Here is a 20,793-nt window from a genome sequence, read left to right on the forward strand (position 1 = left end):
CGACCGGAGGGAAAAGTATTGGTTCACCGCCGGCCGACAGGTCACCGGTCCGACGAACAGGATTTCCCGCCGGGAACGGCGATCACTGCGCCGCGACGTTCATCAGGGTATCGACAGACAACGAAGAAGAGAGTCAGGCTGTGAGACGGATCGGTGCCGTATTCTCCCGGAGATTGCTCCAACGGGGCGGCGACCACCGGTACCGAACGGCAACGGTTCGTATGACTCATTTCTATAGTAACAACTGCAACTAGTTACACACTGATTGCCGAGCAGGCTGGCGATCAGGTGTGTATTGACTTGCAGTGGCTACTATAGCTGGGATCGCTTCACATCGACTTCCTCTCGATCTGCCCCGTCTCACGTAATTGCCGCTCGCACCTCGTTTGGATCCAGGAGTCCGCTGACGACGGCGAGCACGGCCCACGTGAACCCGCCAAGTCCGACCGCCGCAAAGAGCATGAACAGGTTCGAAACGAGCGGCGTGACGAGCAAGACTGCGACCGCCATCACACCCGTGATTCCGCAGATCATCGCGATCGAACGACCGAGCGACTCGAGTCGAAGCGAGAGTTCGGAGTGGACGATGTAGAGGTTCACCGCGACGTAGACCGTGTGCGTGATGACCGTCGCAATCGCCGCGCCAATAACGCCGATCATCGGGATGAGGAGGATGTTCAGTCCGAAGTTCGCGATCGAAGTCCCACCCTTCGCGATCGCACGGGACCGCGCGCGGCCGAGGTAATCCAGACTGTCGCTGGTCAGGTTCGTAATCGCCTGCAACACGATGAAGCCCGCGAGGATCTGGAGAACCGGGACCGCACCGGCGTAATCACCGCCGAAGATCATCGTGATGAACGGCTCTGCAACGAGCACCAGTCCGACCGCAGCCGGAATGTACACCAACATCGTCTTCACCAGCGACGTCTCGTAAATCTCGCGCGCTTGCTCGAGTTGGTCCGCCGCCTTCTGCTCGCCGAAGTTCGGCGAGATCGTAAAGCCGAGCGCCTCCGCCGGCGCGAGCACGAAATCCGTGATCTGTTTGCCGAGCGTGTAGAACGCGACCGCCGCCGGCGTCAGAAAGACGCCCACCAGCACCGTGTCGATCTGCTTGTCGACCACGTTCGCACTCCGTGTCGCCGTCAGCGGCACGCTGTACTCGAGTAGTCGCCGCGAAAGCCCGGACTCGTACTCCTCGGCGGGCTCGTACTGGCGGTAAAAGCGTTCGTAGAGGATGGTGATGCCGACCGCCGCGGCGATGGTGTAGCCGACGATGTAGCCAAAGAGTGCGCCGAGTGCGCCGAAGCCAGCGAGGACGAGTGCGACGACGAAGACGAGGCGGGCGACGCCGGAGATTGCCTGGATGGCGGCGCTATAGCCGAGTTTGTTGAAGCCCTGGAAGGCGATCTGCGAGAAGCCGTTGAAGGAGTTGACGACGATGTAGATGACGCCGACTGCGAGGAATGGGGCTGCCGAGGTGTCGCCAAGCAGTGCTGCAATTTCTTCGTGAAAGAGAAAGAGCGTGGAGCCGACGACGCTAATGACGATCAGCTTGTAGGCGATCGTCGTTCGCAGGAGATACGGAATCTGGCCGGGATCCTTCTCGTTGTATTCGGAGATGTATCGCGCGGTCGACTTGCCGAGACCGACGTCGGCGAGCAGCTGGACGACGGCGAGAATGCCGATCACCCAGTAGAGTGTCCCGTAGCCGTCGGGATCGAGGAGGAAGCGAGCGAGAACGAACATTAACAGCGCACTCGAGACCATGTAGATGGCCCGAGAGACGAGCGTTGCCTTGAACCCGCGGAGGATGTGGTCCTGTGTCGTACTCATGTGTTAGGGGGAGTGGAGGTGGGGCGAGGGGGGATAGCGCAAGGGCTGACAGAGGCGTGCTGCAAGTCGTGCCGCCGGACATCTCCGACTGTCTGCTTCGGCAACCGAACACCGGAGAGAGCCGCCTACGTCGTGCTACTCGCTCGAAAGTGAGCGTCCCCAATTGTAATGCACAGACAACAGCTGTAGGGCGGACGTACCGTCCGCAAGGCGGTGGCGAAACGACCGTCTAGCAAGTGCCGAACTCGGTCTCAACTCGCTACAGATACGAGGCGTCCCACCGAGTCGCCTTCCGCCGATTCCCACAGACGTTACACTCGATTCGTCCCATCGCATCCATCGCGTTCTCGAGTGAGTCGCAGTTGCCACAGAACCAACCGTACTGTGAGTCTCGTTCCTGGCTCTCGTAAGCGACGTAAAACGGCGACTTCGAGCCGCGGGTCGCCTCGCCGTAGTTCACGTAGATCGTCTCGCCGTCGGTCTCGAGTTCATCGAGCGTCGCCCACTCCTCGTCGCCGATTTCCTGTTCGACGTAGACGTTCTCCGTGTACGTTTCCTCGCCGATGTCGACCTCGCGCTGGCCCGCCTGCTCGAATCCCTGTTCTGCGTAGAACTCGTTGCCGCGCTCGTTGTCCGCCAGCACCAGACACTGAATCTGGTCTGCACCCTCATCGAGGAGTCGCTCGCGGGTTCTGACGAGGAGTCGCACACCGATACCGCTGCCGCGCGCGTCCGGGTCGACGTGCAGCCAGAGGATGCGGCCGGTGCCGTGTTGCTGGCCGACGAAATCGCTCTGAGAGAAGGCGACGACCTCGTCGTCTTCCTCGACGACGAGGACGAGCGAGTGGTCGGACTCGAGTTCGGCTGCAAAGTCCTCGCTGTACCATTGGTTGATCGCGTCGTCAATTACATCGGCATCGAGGAAGTCGGTGTACGTCGAGTTGAGCGAGTTAGCTGCGATAGATCGAATCGTCTCGACGTCGTCGGTGGTCGCTTCACGGAGCTCCATGCGCTGGTGTATCATGACCTTGTATAAAACGTATGCCCACGAGACGACGCTTGCCGCTGTCTCGTGTGGTGGTGTGTTGGCGTGTGGGTGTGTTGGCGTGTCTGTGTGGCGGTGTATCTCCGTATTGGCGTGTCAGCGTGGCAGATACCCGCCAGCCGACTGTATCCATCGAGTCCGAAACCGAGACGAAGATTCACGGTGCTGCCTATCGACGGAGGCCTATGGGCGGAGAGACCCCGACCGACGAGTCGTCCCAGGAGGAGGCGGCGACAGCGTCGGCCGGTTCATCGGCTACGAACGAGTCGAGCGATGCCTCCAGCGAGGCGGCGGCGATCGACGGGACAGCGACCGCGGAGCCGTTTACGTACGACGATGGAAGCGTTGCTCCCGGCGAGTCGGCAAACATCCGCTACGGGATCAGTGAAACGTATCTGGGAGATCCGATCAGAATCCCAGTGACGATTATCAACGGCGAGCGGCCGGGACCGACGGTCTTTCTCTCGGCTGCGGCCCACGGCGACGAACTCAACGGCATCGAGGTCGTCCGCGAGGTCGCACACGACTGGAACCACTCCGAACTCCACGGCACGCTCGTCTGCCTGCCGGTGATGAACGTCCCCGGCTTTCTCGCACAGGAGCGATACTTGCCAATCTACGACCGCGACCTGAACCGATCGTTCCCCGGCCGGCAAGGCTCGACAAGCGCACGCCGGATGGCACACCGCATCTTCACGAACTTCATCGAACCCTGTGACCTGGGAGTGGACTTTCACACGTCCACACGCGGGCGAACCAACATGCTCCACGTCCGGGCGAACATGGACGACGAAACGGTGCGACGGCTCGCACACGCGTTCAGCTCGAACGTCATTATCGGCGGCGAAGGTCCCTCCGGAACCCTCCGCCGAGAGGCGACAGAGGCTGGCGTTCCGACGATCACCGTTGAGATGGGCGAAGCCCATCGGTTCCAGCGGCGGCTCATCGACCGCGCGTTGACCGGCGTCGCGAGCGTCCTCGCCGAGTTCGGCTGTCATCGCGACTCCTCGGTCCACTGGCCCGGCTGGCGCGTCGTCATCGACAGCGACGACGAGAAAACCTGGCTCCGGGCCGACGCGGGCGGTATCGTCGACATGAAACACGGCCGCGGCGCTCTCGTCGAAGAGGGCGACGTGATCTGCACGATTACGAATCCGTTCAAAGAAGAAGACGACATCCTCGACGTCGAGGCTCCCTTCACCGGACTGATCGTCGGGGTACTCGAGAACCCCGTCGTCTATCCGGGGAATCCGCTCTGCCATCTGGTCGGGCTGAAACACGAGACACGCCTCGCACTCGAGCGCGAAGGCGGGACGGAGCGCTCGCGGTCTGAACTGCGGTGAGTGGACCGAGCGTTGAGACGGTCGAGAATGCAGTCGGTCACGGAGTGGACTCGAGTCGAGTTCCACTCAGTGAAGGGATGCAATTGGTAGCCGAGGAATCACGACGCGTTCCCGAATGGGGCAATGAAGGAGATAAAAGTAACTTCTATACCCCCACGGTCTAACGGTCAACATGAGCGTATGAGTCAGTCTTACAATCGCGGCCTCATCGAGGACTTCGGCCGCTGGAAGGAGTTCTCGGCCGGCATGTGGGCGTGGATCTTCCACAAGTTCACTGGGTGGATGTTGATCGGCTATCTGTTCACCCACATTGCCGTGCTGAGTAGCGCCATCGCAGCGGCGGACGGTCAAACGATGATGCTCGCCGGAGAGCAAGTCGATGCATACACTGGAACGTTGCAGGGACTCGAGAGTCTCTTCATCGTTCGAGTGCTCGAAGTCGGACTACTGGCAGTCGCTGTCTTCCACATTCTGAACGGCATTCGGCTGCTGATGGTCGACCTCGGGGTTGGCCTCACTGCACAGGATAAGAGTTTCTACGCCTCGCTCGTCCTGACGGGCGTTATCACCGTCGCGAGCGTGCCAACCTTCATGGCAGGGGTGGGACTCTAATGGCAGAACGCTACTCTTCGTTCACGCCCGGCGGGACCGCCTGGTTCCTCCAGCGTGTGACGGCAGCGTTCCTGATCGTTGTGCTTGCTTTCCACTTCTTCCTCTTGCACTTCGTCAACCACGCGTCCGAAATCACGTTCGCGGGGACGCAAGCCCGCATGGAGAACATTGGCTACTTCCTGACGATGGTGTTGTTCCTCATTGCTGGCGCGTTCCACGGTGTCAACGGCGTCTACAACGCGCTCGTCAATCAGGGCCTCAGCGGGACCCCAAAGAAGGTAGTGCTCGCAGTGCTAACTATCGCAGGTGCCCTGCTCATCTTCCAGGGAATCTGGGTTGCACTAGTCATGTCGGGAATGATCTAATATGAGTACGCAACAACAAGAACCGGAGAGTCAGGAATCGCCCCAGGACCCCGAGATGAAGGGGACCGAGTCGCCACAGCAGCGGCGACTCAAGGAAAAAGAGGAGGGAATGGTCGACGAACACGCAGAGGAGGAGGCCGAAGCGGCCGGCGAGACGGTCCACATCAAGGTCTTCCGCTACGATCCGGAAGTCGCAGACAAACAGGAACCACGCTTCGACGACTTCCACGTCCCCTTCGAGAAGGGGATGACGGTCCTCGACGCGGTCATGTACGCCCGTGACGAGTTCGACTCCTCGCTTACGTTCCGCCACTCCTGTCGCCAGGCAGTCTGTGGCTCCGACGCCTTCTTCGTCAACGGCTCGCAGATGCTCGGCTGCAAGACGCAGCTTTCGGAGCTCGAGCAGCCGGTTCGTATCGAGCCGCTGCCACACCAGGAGGTCGTCAAGGACCTGGTCGTCGACATGGACCACTTCTACGACCAGATGCACGCCGTCGAGCCGTACTTCCAGGACGAAGACACGCCAGCCGCGAGCGACCTGGAAGAGCAGCGCCAGAGCCCAGAAAACCGTGAGAAGATCAAGATGTCCTCGCGGTGTATCTGGTGTGGTGCCTGTATGTCCTCGTGTAACATCGCTGCGGGCGACAACGAATATCTCGGCCCGGCCGCGATCAACAAGGCCTACAAGTTCGCGATGGACGACCGCGAAAGCGAGGAGATCAAAGAGCACCGACTCCGCATCCTGGAGCAAGAACACGGTGTCTGGCGTTGCCAGACCCAGTTCTCCTGCACCGAGGTGTGTCCGAAGGACATCCCGCTCACCGAGCACATTCAGGAGCTCAAGCGGGAAGCGGTCAAGAAGAACCTGAAGTTCTGGTAATATGTACGAACACGACGTTCTCGTGGTCGGCGCCGGTGGCGCCGGCCTCCGCGCCGCGATCGCAGCGCACGAGGCGGGAGCCGACACGGCGATCGTCTCGAAACTCCACCCCGTCCGCAGCCACACGGGTGCGGCGGAGGGTGGCATCAACGCCGCCCTACAGGAGGGTGACGACTGGGAACTGCACGCCTACGACACGATGAAGGGCTCCGACTACCTGGCCGACGCGCCAGCAGTCGAAACCCTCGCTCAGGACGCCCCCGAAGACACGATGCGACTCGAGCACTGGGGAATGCCGTTCTCCCGCGAGGAGGACGGTCGCGTCTCCCAGCGTCCGTTCGGTGGTCTCTCGTACCCGCGAACGACCTACGCCGGCGCAGAGACCGGTCACCACCTGCTGCACACGATGTACGAGCAGGTCGTCAAGCGCGGCATTCAGGTCTACGACGAGTGGTACGTGATGAACCTCGCGACCACTGACGAGGAGGATCCAAACGACCGCCAGTGTGAGGGTATCGTCGCCTACGACGTCCAGACCGGCACGGTTGAAGGGTTCAAGGCCAACCAGGGCGTTATTCTCGCGACCGGTGGTCCCGGACAGGCGTTCGACCACACTACCAACGCCGTCTCCTGTACCGGCGACGGTCACGCGATGGCCTACCGTGCGGGTGCACCGCTCGAGGACATGGAGTTCATCCAGTTCCACCCGACCTCGCTTCCCTCCACGGGTGTCCTTATCAGTGAGGGTGTCCGTGGTGAAGGTGGTATCCTCTACAACAACGAGGGCGAACGCTTCATGTTCGAGTATGGCTACGCGAACAACTCCGGCGAACTCGCTTCCCGCGACGTCGTCGCTCGTGCCGAACTCGACGAAGTCGCCGAAGGTCGTGGCGTCAAGGACGAGTACGTCCACCTCGACATGCGCCACCTCGGCGAAGAGCGCATTCTCGACCGCCTGGAGAACATTCTCCACCTCGCGGAGGACTTCGAGGGCGTCGACGGCCTCGTCGAACCGATGCCAGTCAAGCCCGGCCAGCACTACGCGATGGGCGGCATCGAGGTCGACGAGAACGGCCAGACCTGTATCGACGGCCTCTACGCGGCCGGCGAGTGTGCCTGTGTTTCCGTCCACGGCGGCAACCGTCTCGGCGGGAACGCACTCCCCGAACTCATCGTCTTCGGCAAGCGCGCCGGCGCACACGCCGCTGGCGACGACCTCGGCGAACCAGAAATTCGGACCGGCTACGGCGACGACGTCGAGGACGACGACACCGAGCTTCCGGTCGCACCCGGTGCGTCCGGTCTCGACTCTGCTGACAGCGTCGCCGCAGACGGCGGTGTCGCCGCAGAGACGGGCACACTCGAGCAGGCCGTCGAACGCGAACGCGCTCGCGTCGACCGCCTGATGGACAAGGACAGCGGCGTCCAGCACGCCGAGATCCGTGCGAAGCTCCAGAACGCGATGACCGACTATGTCAACGTCTTCCGCAACGAGGAAGGCATCGAGAAGGCACTCGAGATCATCCGCGAGTGCCGCGAGGAGTACCAGGACGTCTACGTCGACGACCCATCGACGACGTTCAACACGGACCTCCAGCAGACGATCGAGACGCGCAATCTGATCGACGTCGCCGAGACCATCGCACTCGGCGCACTCGTGCGCAACGAGTTCCGCGGCGCTCACTGGCGCCAGGAGAATCAGGTTCGTGACGACGAGAACTGGCTCAAGCACACGCTCGTCTCGTGGGACGACGGCGAGCCGTCGATCTTCTACCGCCCGGTGATCCTCGAAGGCGAGGAGAAGACCTACGAGCCGAAGGTTCGCAGTTACTGACGGACTGACTCTCCCGGTTTTCGCGTCTGTTTTGTTTCTTGTTTCCAGTCTCGTGGTTCGTATTCCGAGACGGTTTCTCAGACTGGGGTCTCACTTCGACGGACCACCAGAGCTAAGGCACCACCCCCGCTACCCTGTGGCGGTATGTTGCTGTCGGGAACCGTTGTCGCCGACGCGGACACCGTCATCGCCGACGGTGCCGTCGTCGTTGCTGACGACGAAATCGTCGCCGTCGGTGATCGTTCGACCTGTCTCGAGGAGTACCCAGAGCACGAGCACCACGCCTGTGACGTGCTCGCCCCCGGCACCGTCGGCGGCCACGTCCACTCCGTTCAGAGCCTCGGACGCGGTATCGCCGACGACACGGAGCTACTCGAGTGGCTCTCCGAGTACGTCCTCCCCATGGAGGCCTCCCTCTCTGCTGACGGCATGCGCGTCGCGGCGGAGTTGGGCTATCTCGAACTGATCGAGAGCGGGACGACGACCTGTATCGACCACCTCTCGGTGGCACACGCCGACGAGGCGTTCGAAGCGGCTCGGGAACTCGGTATTCGCGGTCGGCTCGGGAAGGTGCTGATGGACAAGGAGTCGCCGCCGGGGCTACTCGAGGACACGGACGAGGCGCTGGCCGAGAGCGAGCGACTCATCCAGAAGTACCACGGCGCGGCAGACGGCCGGATTCGCTACGCGGTCACGCCGCGCTTTGCCGTGAGCTGTACCGAGGAGTGTCTGCGCGGCTCGCGGGAGCTCGCAGATGCCTATGACGGTGTGACGATTCACACGCACGCGAGCGAGAACCGCGGCGAGATCGCGGCCGTGGAGGAAGAAACTGGCCAGCGAAACATCCACTGGCTCGACGAGGTCGGCCTCACAGGTGAGGACGTGGTGCTGGCCCACTGCGTCTGGACGGACGAGGACGAGCGCGAGGTGCTTGCCGAGACTGGTACCAACGTGACCTACTGCCCGTCCTCGAACATGAAACTCGCGAGCGGGGTCGCACCGGTGCTCGACTACCTGGACCGGGGAATCAACGTCGCGCTGGGGAACGACGGGCCGCCGTGTAACAACACGCTCGATCCGTTTACGGAGATGCGGCAGGCGAGCCTGCTCCAGAAGGTCGACCAGCTCGATTCGGAGGCGCTGCCGGCCGACACGGTGTTCGAGATGGCAACGGTCAACGGCGCGCAGGCGGCCGGCTTCGAGCGCGTTGGCAAGCTCCGCGAGGGATGGAAAGCGGATATCATCGGTCTCGAGACCGATATCACCCGCGCGACGCCGTTACACGACGTCCTCTCCCACCTCACGTTCGCGGCCCACGGCGACGACGTGCAGTTCACGATGGTCGACGGCGAGGTGCTCATGCGCGAGGGCGAAGTGCTCGTCGCCGATGCCGCCGATATTCGAGCACGAGCACGCGAATTTGCGGCTGAACTCCACGTTGCTCCCTGAATCGAGGACGACAACAGGTATCCGATACGATCGAACCCAGCCGCTCGTTTTGACGAACGGGGTATTCGACAGTCGACGTGACAGTCGTCAGAGTCCGATCGAATCCAGAATATCGAGACTCAACCCGGCCGCCTGCACGAGTTTGTAGCCCAGAAAGAGCCCCACGATTCCCATGAGCCCGGGGAGTTCAGGCGGTGCCGGAATTGGTACATCGACGAGCGCGAAGAACGCGCCGGTAAGTGCGCCGGTCAGCAGTCCCAGGACGATGAGCTGCAGGTCCATATCGGTGTGAATGCGGGCAGCGCCAAAAGAACGCTGACTCGAACCGACACCAGTACTCGAGTACCGGCTGGTCCGAACGCGCCGCGTTCCGCCCTTCGAATTTCGACAGCTGACGATACGCAGTTTTAATATCGTCGAACACTGGAGACTGTCGTATGCAACTCGACGGACAGTCACAGACTGCTGTCACGGTTCCCGACGAGTTCGACTCGGCGCAGGCAAAGGTCGTCTACCTCTATCTGCACGTCTGGCCGGACTCGACCGCAGACGACCTCTGCGGCGCACTCGGGATCAACAAGGGAACGGTGCTCTCGATCGTTCGAACACTTCGAAAACAGGGCTACGTCGAACGAGTCGACGGGCGGTATCGGCTCTCCTGAGCAGCGACAGCGTCTACAGCTCGATCCGTTCGACCAACTGCTCGTGATTCTCGTTCGTGTTGACCGCCACGATCCGAACGTGATCCTCGAGTCCAGAGTCCCGTAGCTTCGCCTTTAGCAGGTTGTCAACCTGATAGACACCCGCAGCGTTGGTCATCGCAATTTCGACCATTACAGGACTGCTCTCGCCTTCGTAGAGCGAGACGCGTTTGATCGCCTGGCTCGAGAGCGTGTTGATCCCGCGGCCACCGTGTTCGTAAGGAATGCGCGAGCGCCCGCTTTCCATATCCAGTGCGTCTGAGACGCGGATGACGCCGGCCTCGGTCGTCAGCGGCGTCTCGGCCGTGTGGTGACAGAGAATCGCGTGGAGCACCTCGCCCTTCACACGGACCTGATCAGCGAGATCGTAGAACTCCGGCAGCACGCGGTCGAGAATGTCCGCGGCGATCGGAATCGAGTAGTAGACGTGCTCGTCGCGGTGGACCACGTGGCCCACGTCGTGCAACGTCGCCGCGAGTGCGATGATCACCGACTCGTCCTCCTCGGCGAGCCCCTGCTGGCGCGCCCCGTTGAAGTCGACGTTGCCCGCCTTCAACAGGTCGTACAGACAGAGCGCCCGGTTGCGAACGATCTCGATGTGCTTCTTGCCGTGGTCGTTGTAACGCATCCGGTCGACAGCGTTGACGTTCTGGGCCTCGAGATAGGTCTGAATCTCCTCGTCCGCGTCGATGTACTCGAGTACGGCGTTCAGTTTGTCGTCTGGAAAGTTGTGGTCGGCGTCGGGGGTGTAGATGCGACTGCCGTTGTCGTTTCCGGTGTCGGTATCGCTACCGGTGCCGGCCCCGCTCTCGTAGGTCTCGTCGCTATCTGGAGTCGGAGTATCAGTCATACCGTTCACGTCGGGTGCGGGCTAAAAAAGCGCTGCGCCGGGAGTCGGCGTGGTGAAACGGGCCGTCGATTCGAACTTCTTACGCTGCCGCTTCGACTGCGTCCTCGACCTCTGCGTACTCCGGCTCGACGCCGGGGTCGTCGCTGACCCACGAGTACGTAATCACGCCGTCGGAATCGACGACGAAGACGGAGCGCTTTGCGACGCCGTAGACACCGAGGTCCTCGAAGTCCATCTCGACGTCGTAGGTCTCGATGATCTCCTTATTGAAGTCGCTGATCAGGCCAAAGTCGAGGTCGTTCTGGGCACGGAACTCGTTGAGCGTGAACGGCGAGTCGCGGCTGACGCCGTAGACCGTCGCGTCGACGTCCTCGAACGCGGCGAGGCGGTCCTGGAACGTACACATCTCGTCCGTACAGACGCCGGTAAACGCGGCCGGGAAGAACGCGAGGACGATCGGTGCATCCTCGGAGAGAGCGTCCGAGAGGCTGAACTCGTCGACGTCGCCGTTTGCGAGCGGTGCCGTGAAGTCGGGTGCGGAATCGCCAGTTGCTGGCATCACTCCCATTTACGTCCAGGCAGGAAAGACAGTTTCGCTCGCGGATCAATCATCGTTCATCATTGAACAACCGCTTGTCACGTCGTGGCGACTCAGTAGGACTTTGGCAACCCAAGCACGTGCTCCGCGATGTAGTTCTTCACCATCTCGTTCGAAATCGGCGCAACGACGTTGATCATCGTCTCGCGCCAGTAGCGCTCTACGTCGTACTCACTCGCGTATCCCATCCCGCCGTGGACACGAACCGCGCGCTCGCAGGCCTCGAGTGCATCCTCGCTCGCCCGGAGTTTTACCGCGTTCGCCTCCGCGCCGCAGTCACGGTCGTTGTCGTAGAGCCAGGCCGCCTTGCGGACCATCAACTCGTCCTGTTCCAGTTTCGACCACGAGTCCGCAAGCGGGTGCTGGATTCCCTGATAGCTCCCGATTTCGTTTCCGAAGACGACGCGATCATCCGCGTAAGCCGCGGCCTTCTCGAGTGCGGCCTGGCCGATGCCGACGGCGTTCGCGGCGAGGGCAATTCGCTCCGTATTCGCAAAGCGCAGCAGGTAGCGAAAGCCCTCGCCCTCCTCGCCGATGCGGTCCTCGATGGGGATGTCGTACTCGTCGAACCAGACTTCGTTCGAGTCGGAGGCACCGCGGCCGGCTTTCGGGATTTCGGTGACCTCAATGCTCGCCGTATCGCGGTCAAACTCGGTGAAAAAGAGCGTGAGACCGCCAAAGCGGTCGGCTTCTTCTCGCGGCTTCGTTCGGGCGAGTAGCATGATCACGTCGGCCTCCTGTGCCTTCGAGGTCCAAATCTTCTGCCCGGAGACGCGGTAGATCCCTGCCTCGTCGTCACGGTCGGCGGTCGTTTCGATTCGCGAGGTGTCGGTTCCCGCGTTCGGTTCGGTGACGCCGGTACAGACCTGCACGTCGCCGGCGGCAATCTTCGGAAGGTAGCGCTCCTTGTGTTCCTCGTCGCCGAACGCGACGAGCGGTTCGGAGCTAAACGTGTGATGGGCGGTGATCGACGTGCCGGCCATCGCAGCGCCCGAGCGTGCGATTTCCTGCTGGACCAGCGCGGCCTCCTGGACGCCGTACCCCTGGCCGCCGTACGCTTCGGGTATCGTCAGCCCACACCAGCCGTGTTCCGCAAATGTCTCGAAGAACGATTCGGGGTACTCGTGGTTCAGATCGCGCTCACGCCAGTAGTCGTCGCCGAATTCGGCACAGAGGTCGCGAATCTCCGAGCGGATGAGTTGCTGTTCGTCTGTGAGATCGAAGTCCATGGATAGATTCTCTCGTGTCGTATGGTAAGTGTATTCCAGCCATGGGTGAGTTACTGCCGGGGTATTGTCGTCCCGATACAGACTCGACGACCCACCGCGGCCCCCACCGTTGCCGAGCGATGATAGACACGATTCGCGACCTGTTATGCTCGACCGGCCCCAGATCCGTCTCGAATGAGAACTCGTACTGGGAGCATACAGCACGGAACGGGCTGCTGTCGGCGAAATATCACAATCACTCTCGTGGACGAATGCATCCGGTACGTGAACTGTCGTCCGCACTTCGATAACTGAGCGGTCCAAAAAGGTTATAATTGCCAGCGGGTAAGCCACGCATAGAGATGGTAGTCGAAATCGCACCGCTGTTCATCCCTGGTGCACCCGGGGGTCCGGAACTATTGATCATCCTTTTCATCGCCATTCTGCTGTTCGGGGCAAACAAGATCCCGAAGCTGGCACGGTCGACCGGCGAGGCCATGGGCGAGTTCCAGAAGGGGCGTGAAAAGGTCGAAACAGAACTCGAGGAGATGCGCGACGGGGACTTCGAGGGCGACCTCGACGAGGAAGACGACGAGTTCGTCGACACCGAACCAGTCACGTCCGAGGACGACGAGACCGAAACCGAGACCGAAACGGAAACGAGCACGAACTAACGGTTTTTCCCGGGGCGTGTGGCCTAGCGGAGAGGGCAGGAGGTTCCTAACCTTCTGATCGTGGGTTCGAATCCCGCCACGCCCGTTCGCACGGAGCGGACGCGACGAGCGAACGGGCACGGGATTCGAACGAGAGAAGACGCGCGCAGCGAGCACGTCTTCGCGTTGTTCAAATCCCGCTGCGTCTTCTCTCACCCACGTAGTACGTCTCGTACGCATCACTTCAACAGCAACGACAGCAGTGCCGCCAGGCAAACCGGGACTCGAGTACACCCCAATTTCCGATTCGGTTTTGGTTGCTGTCTGCCCCGGTCGTGAGTTGTCGTACTACTTCTGGCCGTCTACTTCCCCCACGAGACCGTCACCGAGCTGTCCACCCGCCGTCGACCGACAGACACGACCCGGTCACGTAGCTCGCCGCGTCGCTCGCCAGAAACACTACCGGCCCAGCGATTTCGGCTGGGTCGGCAAAGCGCTCGAGTGGCGTTCGATCGAGAATCGACTGGCGGAGTTGCTCGTTGGACTCGAGTTCCTCGGTTAACTCGGTGGAAACGTAGCCGGGTGCGACGGCATTCACCCGGACGTCGGGTGCCCAGTCGAGCGCGACGCTCTTGGTGAGGCCGACGAGTCCGTGTTTGGAGGCGACGTAGGGGTGTTGGCGCGGGAGACCGACCAGCCCGCCGACGCTGGCGACGTTGACGACAGAGCCGCCGCCGTTGTCGTGGAGGTGCTGTGCTGCTGCAGTCGCCACCTCGTAAGCACCGCTGAGATTGACTGCGAGCGTTCGGTCGAAGCTCTCGGTCGTGACGTCCTCCGGCCGGCCAAGCGCGTCGTCCGGGTTGAAGCCAGCGTTGTTGACGACGGTGTCGAGACCACCGAACTCCTCGACGGTGCGGTCGATCGCGTCTGCGACGGCATCCGGGTCCGTAACGTCCGCCGGAACTGCGAAGGCCTCACCACCATCGGCTTCGATTTCGGCGACGACCGACTCGAGTTCGTCGGTCGAACGAGCAACGGGAACGACGGCAGCGCCTGCGGCCGCGAGTTCGCAGGTGATAGCACGGCCGATGCCGCGACTGCCGCCGGTGACCAGTGCAACCGTGTCCTCGAGTCTGAACGTCGTCGGTGGAGTCGTCGGAGTCGTACTCATCGTGGTGAGTAGATGCACCGTGTGACAGCCACATTAACGTACGCTCGTTGGTGGGCGACAGCCCAAACCCGTCTGCCTGCCTGATCTGTTTTTCTTCGAATACAATCCGCCATCAGTGGACACGGTATGTGCCACCAGACCACCAGACGGAAGCACGTGTCGACGAACTGACTTGCCGAGTTATCAGATATGGTAATGAGTGGATGAATTTTTTGAAGGGTGACTGAGAGGGTCGGGATAATGGCTATTGACGAAGCCGACCAACCGGATGCTGACGGCGCGTCGACGGGTGAGGCGTCGGCATCTGGGTCGGGGGATGCAGGCTCCCACGAGTCGGACGCCGGTTCGGGATCTGGCGTGCGTGTCGGCGAGTATACGTGGGCGGATTTTATGGAGGAGTATGGGTACGGGGACGAGGCCAAAACGGTGTATTCGGGCCTCGAACGCGACGAGAAGAGCACGGACCAGCTCGGACTCGACACCGACGAGGAGCCCGAGGCGGTGGTGCCGACGGATACGGACTTCGCGGATGTCTCGTTCGATCCCGAACCGTATCTCGGCTACACACCAGACGACCTCCACGACCGTGTTATCCCGATGGCCGGGTCGAACTACGACGCACTCGAGGAGCCGTTCCTCGAGTACGTCGACCCGGAGACGACACCGGTCGTCAAGGATGTCTGGACCTGGGAGCACTACAAGTGGGAGTACTACTACGAGGACGACGGTAGTCGACCGCGCGATAGCGACGGCGAAATCGTTCGTCACGACGAGGAAGACGCTCTCGGCTTCGATCCGGACACGCTCGAGGATCGCCTCTCGATCGCCGACGACATCGCGATGGAACTCGATGACGTCATCGAGGAACGGACGGTCAACATTCAGGACGACATCGACGAGGACGAGTTCTTCTCCACTGCAGACGGGAACACGACCGTCAGCAACCGCTACGATCTCGAGAAGACGGTGCCGATGGAGAAGAAGACCCACTATCGGGAACTCGAGCGCTACTGGGTGAACAAACCCTACGCCTACGTCGTTATCTTCCACTCCGAGAAGGAAAACGAGAAGAAGTACTACATGATCGAGCCGCACCTGAACGAGATCGAACTCGAGTTGCAGGACTTTCTCTCGGGCAAACTCAGGAAGGCGATCAAGTACTCGGACGACGGCGTCAAGGAGAAAGCGGACGAGGACGGCCGACGGATCGTTATCGAGGACGAGACGCGCCAATTGTTAAAGCGCTATGACCTCTTCGAGAAGACGTCGGGGAGTAACAAGGCGGGGATCATCGAGACGATTCAGACGCTGTTGGACGACGAAGACGAAGCTGACGAGGACGACGGGCCGGCCCAACTCGAGGGAATCGAGGTACGCCCGGAGCCGATTATCCTCGCGGAGGACCCCGACACCCTGAACGAGTATCAGGTCGAGAAGCTACTCTACTTCCTCAAGCGCAACTTCATCGGCTACGAGCGGATCGACGGGATCAAACACGACATCAACGTCGAGGACATTTCCGTAGACGGCTACAACTCGCCCGTCTTCGTCTATCACTCCGAGTACGAGCAGATCATTTCGAACATCTATCACGGCGAGGACGAACTCGACGACTTCGTCGTCAAACTCGCCCAGCGATCCGGGAAGGGGATCAGTAAACGGCTGCCGCAGGTTGACGCAACGCTACCCGACGGCTCGCGTGCCCAGCTCACGCTCGGCCAGGAGGTCTCCGACCACGGAACGAACTACACTATCCGTCAGTTCAAGGACGTGCCGTTCACGCCGATCGACCTCATCAACTGGAACACCTTCAGTCTGGACGAGATGGCGTTCCTCTGGCTCGCCATCGAGAATCACAAGAGCCTGATCTTCGCCGGAGGTACGGCATCCGGGAAGACGACCTCGCTGAACGCAGTGTCGCTCTTTATCCCCTCGAGTGCGAAGATCGTCTCCATCGAGGACACCCGCGAAGTCGAGTTGCCACAGCGTAACTGGATCGCGAGTGTTACCCGGCCCTCGTTCGCCGACGACGAGCAGGGTGACGTCGACGAGTTCGACCTGCTGGAAGCCGCGCTCCGACAGCGCCCAGACTACATCGTGATGGGTGAGATCCGTGGTGAGGAGGGTCGAACGCTGTTCCAGGTCATGTCGACTGGTCACACAACCTACACGACATTCCACGCAGACTCCGTCGACGAGGTCCTGAAGCGATTCACGACGGACCCGATCAACGTCTCGAAGACGATGTTCACCGCACTCGACCTGGTCTCGATCCAGACCCAGACGCGGGTGCAGGGCCGGAAAGTCCGCCGGAACAAGTCGCTCACCGAGATCAACCACTACGAGGCCGAACACGACGAGATCAACGTCCAGGACGTCTACCAGTGGCAGGCAGAAACGGACGAGTTCCTCAAGATGGGGGACTCAAACACGCTAGAGGAGATCCAGTTCGACCGCGGCTGGAGCACCGAAAAGCTCGAGAACGAACTGTTCAAACGCGAGGTCATTCTCGCCTACCTCATCAAGAACGGCCTCAACACCTACGCCGAAGTCGCGGCGACAGTGCAGGCGTTCATCAACGACCCCGACACAATCTTGACGCTTATCGCGAACGGGCAACTCGAGGAGAGTCTCGAGGACCTCCGTGAGATGGAGAGCGTCCTGATCGACGTCGACCAGGAGAAAGAGGAACTCGTGCCGCGTCCGGACGCGACGAGCGAGACGTACAACCTCTCGATGGACCTCCTCGAACGAGCCGAGGAGTCGCTGTTCGAAGAGTACCGCGGGAAGGTTCCAAGCGGGCTTGCGAGCGCACTGGGGGAGGTCGAGAGTGAGGACACAGTCGAGGCCGATACCGGAGCCGACGAGTTCGACTTCTCGGGGGATATCGACGATGGGCTCGCAGACGAGTGGACGTTCGGCGACGGACCGACCGCGTTCGAGACGGCTGCCGGGTCGGGAGCAACGACGGCGACGGCGACGGCGACGGCGACGGCTGCTGCAGACGACGAACCCGACTGGTTTGCTGAGTCCGACGACAGCGGATTCGGCATCGAGGCCACCGCTGCCGAAACGGGCCCGAACGCCGGTCCGGCCCCTGACTCGGCATCGACAGACGACACTGCCCCAGCGGCTGCCACTACTTCATCTTCGGGTGTGGACAGCATGGATAGTTCTGGTGGTGAAACCGCTACCAGCACCGATACCGACCCCGTCACTGAAACGAAAACTGAAACTGACGTTCTTGACACCGTCGACACAGACGACTTCGGCTCCGGGGAGCCACCTGCCTGGAGCGTCGACGAACCGACAGACGACACTGACGGCCCATTCAGTGGCTCGGGATCGGGGCCAACCGGGGGCTCGATGTCGGCCGACGGGACGGCAACAGATGCAGCCGACGACATCACCGTTTTCCCATCCGATGAGGCGGACGACGGTGACCTCGGCGGCCTCTTCGACGACATGGGTGAGACGCTCGACGAACTCGAGTCCGCCACCGAAGCGTCATCCGACCAGCCGGTCGAGACGGATTCGGAGAGGACGTCGACAGCAGATGGTGATGCGATGTTTTCGGGCGATGAACTCGAGGACGTATTTGATCCGGATCCGGATCCGGATCCGGAACCAGGACCGGAACAAGGTCCGGAACCGGAATCGGAGCAGGAGTCGGTGCCCAGTAGTGGCGAAGCGGGCGGTGGAAATGAAGGCGAAGGCGAAGGCGATGGCGAAGGGGGAGCGAACACCGATACCGACCAGCCAGACGGCGACGTAATCTCGTTTGACGAGTCGGAGATCGATTCCGCCGACGAGACAGCCGTTACCCCCGAGCAGCAAGAGACGGACGATGGTGGCGATTCGGGTGGTGATAGCGATGACGGTGACGATGAATCACGATCGATTTTCGGTGACCAGTCGGAGACGGTCTTTGGTGATGCAGACTCGACGGCGGATGGGGAGCAGGAAGCGCCACAGCCGGAGTCTGAAGACGGCTCACTCTTTGACGATGCCGAGCCCGGACCGAAATCGAGCATCTTCGCGGACGAGAGCGAAACTGACGATGCAGACGACGCCGGGAGCACAGTCGATGCAGGCGGTGGTGAGAGCAAGGCCGGTAACGACGAGAGTGACGGTGGCGAGCATGAGACCACCGAGAACACCACCAGTACCAACAGCAACAGCACGGAGACCGACGAATGAGCCTCAAAACCGATTCTAGCGCCACCTCTGGGAACGTTTCCGGTGGTTCCGACCTCCTCGGTGAAACGTTCTACCCCCTCTATGACGTGCTCTTCAGCGAGGACAGCGAATTCGTCAAGGACGTCGAGACGAAACTCACCCAGGCCCGGATGACCGATACGGTCGAGATGTACCTCTCTCGGTCGCTCGGCATCGGCTTCATCAGCGGCCTCGCACTCTGGCTGATCGGACTGACGCTTGGCTATCTCCTGTTTGCAACCGGACTCATCGCCGTCGACGTCATTATCGGCTTCCCCGTTGGCAACGAGACACTGCTCGCGATCATCGAGGCACTTCGAATTCCGGCGCTCGTCTTCGTCACCGGACTCATATTCGGGACGATTGGCTTCGCCCTCGGCTTTGGCTCACTGGTCGCGATACCCTACTCTCGTGCTTCCGCTCGGAAGCGTGAGATCAACATGCTGCTCACAGACTCCGTCTCGTTCATGTACGCGCTGTCGGTCGGTGGCCTGAACCAACTCGAGATCATCGAGGCGATGGCCCAGGCCGACGACACCTACGGCGAGGTCGCAAAGGAGTTCCAGAGCATCGTCAAGGAAACCGAGTACTTCGACGTCGACTACCGAACTGCGATCCGAAATCAGGCGATCGAGACGCCGAGCGACGAACTCTCGCAGTTCCTGACGGACATGCTCTCGATCGTCAACAGCGGCGGTGACATGGAGAGCTTCCTCGAGGACAAGAAAGAAAAGCACATGCGAACAGCCAAGCAGGAACAGGAGATCACCCTCGAGACGCTCGAACTCTTCGGCGAGATGTATATGACGCTCTCGCTGTTCCCACTCCTGTTGATCATCATCATGGTCGTCATGCAGATGATCCCGCAGGCGGATGTCACCAACGAGATGCTGTACATGACCGTCTACGGGCTGATTCCGCTCACAGGGATCGGGTTCCTCGTCCTCGTTTCGACGGTCAAACACGACGAACCGGGCGATGGCTTCCTCTCGAACACGACCGGCGACAAACACGTCCAGAGTGGGTCTGAGCGAGGGCTGTTGAACCTCGGCCTCGTCGAGCAGTTCACCGGCGAACACAGCGTCTTCGACCGCATCAAGAACCGCGAGGGGACCCACGAGACACTCGAGGTGCTCAAGCGACCACACATCTTCTTCCGAGATAATCCGCTGTACACCCTCGCAGTCACGGTTCCGACGGCACTCGTGGTCGTGACGACTGCGATGATGACCGGCGCAGCACCGCTCTCCTGGAGTGCGCTGCTCAATAACGTCATCTGGGGGACGGTGCTCTACGTCTACATTCCGTTCTACATCATCGCGATCCCACTCTCGATCTTCCGCGAGTGGAACGTTCGCCACCGTAACACCGTCGTCAAGACGCTCTCGGAAGACCTCCGAAAGCTCTCGAGTGCGAACGACACAGGACTGACCCTACTCGAGTCGTTCCAATCCGTGGCCGACACGACGAACGGCAAACTTGCCCGCGAGTTCGAGTTGATGCACACGAAGGTCAACTACGGAACGAGTCTGAAGGCGGCGCTCATCGAATTTAACAACAAGTACCACATTCCGCGACTCGCACGGACGACGCGGCTCATTACGGAAGCACAGGAGGCATCCAACCAGATCACAGACGTGCTCCGAACGGCTGCGAGCGCGAGCGAGAATCACGACGATATCGAGCGCGAGCGCAAGTCTCGAACCCGGATGCAGGTCGTCATCATTATCATGACGTTCCTGACGGTGCTCGCCGTGATCGCGATTCTCAAGACCCAGTTCATCGACACGATGGCGGGGCTGGAAGCAGGCGGTGGCGATGCCGGTGCCGACAGTGAACTCGCCCAGGCAGACCTGAGTGACAACATCAATATCGACATGCTCTCAGCGTTGTTCTTCCATGCAGTGACGCTGCAGGGAATCATCTCCGGGTTCATCTGTGGCTATATCCGCGATGCTGACGTACTGAGCGGACTCAAGTACGCGATCGTGCTGGCGACGATCGCGCTTCTCGGCTGGACGCTGGTGGCCTAA

17 protein-coding genes and 1 tRNA gene are annotated in these 20,793 nt (G+C 61.1%); 11 read left to right on the plus strand and 7 right to left on the minus strand.

The features are described 5' to 3' along the window. Positions 1 to 360: 360 nt before the first annotated feature. Positions 361 to 1,833: a flippase gene (locus NMAG_RS15065; protein WP_004214590.1), complete on the minus strand. Its 1,473-nt coding sequence runs from the start codon at positions 1,831 to 1,833 to the stop codon at positions 361 to 363. Between the two features lie 259 nt (positions 1,834 to 2,092). Continuing rightward, complete coding sequence (locus NMAG_RS15070) at positions 2,093 to 2,842, minus strand: GNAT family N-acetyltransferase (RefSeq protein ID WP_004214588.1); 750 nt, start codon at positions 2,840 to 2,842, stop codon at positions 2,093 to 2,095. Between the two features lie 221 nt (positions 2,843 to 3,063). On the opposite strand from NMAG_RS15070, the gene NMAG_RS15075 reads away from it, so the two are divergent. The 6 genes from NMAG_RS15075 to NMAG_RS15100 all read left to right on the plus strand — a co-directional run bounded on the left by NMAG_RS15075 (position 3,064) and on the right by NMAG_RS15100 (position 9,361). Further along, positions 3,064 to 4,221 (plus strand): succinylglutamate desuccinylase/aspartoacylase family protein, encoded by a 1,158-nt coding sequence (locus tag NMAG_RS15075; protein WP_004214587.1) that lies wholly within the window; start codon positions 3,064 to 3,066, stop codon positions 4,219 to 4,221. Positions 4,222 to 4,401: 180 nt separating this feature from the next. Continuing rightward, positions 4,402 to 4,833: a succinate dehydrogenase, cytochrome b556 subunit gene (gene sdhC / locus NMAG_RS15080; RefSeq protein ID WP_004214585.1), complete on the plus strand. Its 432-nt coding sequence runs from the start codon at positions 4,402 to 4,404 to the stop codon at positions 4,831 to 4,833. Further along, the gene (locus tag NMAG_RS15085) at positions 4,833 to 5,198 is read left to right on the plus strand and encodes a succinate dehydrogenase (RefSeq protein WP_004214584.1); all 366 of its coding nucleotides are present in this window, start codon (positions 4,833 to 4,835) and stop codon (positions 5,196 to 5,198) included. Before sdhC ends, NMAG_RS15085 begins: the two co-directional genes overlap by 1 nt. A 1-nt stretch (position 5,199) precedes the next feature. Beyond that, the gene (locus NMAG_RS15090) at positions 5,200 to 6,078 is read left to right on the plus strand and encodes a succinate dehydrogenase/fumarate reductase iron-sulfur subunit (protein ID WP_004214582.1); all 879 of its coding nucleotides are present in this window, start codon (positions 5,200 to 5,202) and stop codon (positions 6,076 to 6,078) included. 1 nt (position 6,079) lies between these two features. Then, positions 6,080 to 7,912, plus strand: coding sequence for an FAD-binding protein (locus tag NMAG_RS15095; protein WP_004214580.1), 1,833 nt, complete (start codon positions 6,080 to 6,082; stop codon positions 7,910 to 7,912). Positions 7,913 to 8,056: 144 nt separating this feature from the next. Beyond that, positions 8,057 to 9,361, plus strand: coding sequence for a 5'-deoxyadenosine deaminase (locus tag NMAG_RS15100; protein WP_004214579.1), 1,305 nt, complete (start codon positions 8,057 to 8,059; stop codon positions 9,359 to 9,361). 87 nt (positions 9,362 to 9,448) lie between these two features. On the opposite strand, the gene NMAG_RS15105 is transcribed toward NMAG_RS15100, so the two are convergent. Then, positions 9,449 to 9,643: a XapX domain-containing protein gene (locus NMAG_RS15105; protein WP_004214578.1), complete on the minus strand. Its 195-nt coding sequence runs from the start codon at positions 9,641 to 9,643 to the stop codon at positions 9,449 to 9,451. Between the two features lie 155 nt (positions 9,644 to 9,798). On the opposite strand from NMAG_RS15105, the gene NMAG_RS15110 reads away from it, so the two are divergent. Then, on the plus strand, positions 9,799 to 10,023 hold the full coding sequence (locus tag NMAG_RS15110; protein ID WP_004214577.1) for a helix-turn-helix domain-containing protein: 225 nt from the start codon (positions 9,799 to 9,801) through the stop codon (positions 10,021 to 10,023). Positions 10,024 to 10,036: 13 nt separating this feature from the next. Here NMAG_RS15110 and NMAG_RS15115 read toward each other — a convergent pair whose 3' ends face one another. From NMAG_RS15115 to NMAG_RS15125, 3 genes are all read right to left on the minus strand, one after another. Beyond that, positions 10,037 to 10,912, minus strand: a complete 876-nt coding sequence (locus NMAG_RS15115; protein ID WP_004214576.1) for an HD domain-containing protein — start codon at positions 10,910 to 10,912, stop codon at positions 10,037 to 10,039. Positions 10,913 to 10,991: 79 nt separating this feature from the next. Continuing rightward, positions 10,992 to 11,471, minus strand: a complete 480-nt coding sequence (locus tag NMAG_RS15120) for a redoxin domain-containing protein (protein ID WP_004214575.1) — start codon at positions 11,469 to 11,471, stop codon at positions 10,992 to 10,994. Between the two features lie 92 nt (positions 11,472 to 11,563). Further along, a complete protein-coding gene (locus NMAG_RS15125) occupies positions 11,564 to 12,739 on the minus strand; it encodes an acyl-CoA dehydrogenase family protein (RefSeq protein WP_004214570.1) in 1,176 nt (391 codons plus the stop codon). 341 nt (positions 12,740 to 13,080) lie between these two features. Between NMAG_RS15125 and tatA the strand changes: the two genes are divergently transcribed. Further along, positions 13,081 to 13,392: a twin-arginine translocase TatA/TatE family subunit gene (tatA, locus tag NMAG_RS15130; RefSeq protein ID WP_004214566.1), complete on the plus strand. Its 312-nt coding sequence runs from the start codon at positions 13,081 to 13,083 to the stop codon at positions 13,390 to 13,392. A gap of 12 nt (positions 13,393 to 13,404) precedes the next feature. Further along, positions 13,405 to 13,477, plus strand: a tRNA-Arg gene (locus NMAG_RS15135). A gap of 276 nt (positions 13,478 to 13,753) precedes the next feature. Here NMAG_RS15135 and NMAG_RS15140 read toward each other — a convergent pair. Further along, complete coding sequence (locus NMAG_RS15140; RefSeq protein WP_004214565.1) at positions 13,754 to 14,542, minus strand: SDR family NAD(P)-dependent oxidoreductase; 789 nt, start codon at positions 14,540 to 14,542, stop codon at positions 13,754 to 13,756. A 240-nt stretch (positions 14,543 to 14,782) separates the two neighbouring features. On the opposite strand from NMAG_RS15140, the gene NMAG_RS15145 reads away from it, so the two are divergent. Together NMAG_RS15145 and NMAG_RS15150 are read left to right on the plus strand one after the other, a co-directional pair. Then, positions 14,783 to 18,742 (plus strand): type II/IV secretion system ATPase subunit, encoded by a 3,960-nt coding sequence (locus NMAG_RS15145; protein WP_004214562.1) that lies wholly within the window; start codon positions 14,783 to 14,785, stop codon positions 18,740 to 18,742. After that, positions 18,739 to 20,793 (plus strand): type II secretion system F family protein, encoded by a 2,055-nt coding sequence (locus tag NMAG_RS15150; protein ID WP_004214560.1) that lies wholly within the window; start codon positions 18,739 to 18,741, stop codon positions 20,791 to 20,793. The genes NMAG_RS15145 and NMAG_RS15150 overlap by 4 nt, the downstream gene beginning before the upstream one ends.

Source organism: Natrialba magadii ATCC 43099 (assembly GCF_000025625.1).
In the GTDB taxonomy this organism is placed as follows: Archaea; Halobacteriota; Halobacteria; order Halobacteriales; family Natrialbaceae; genus Natrialba; species Natrialba magadii.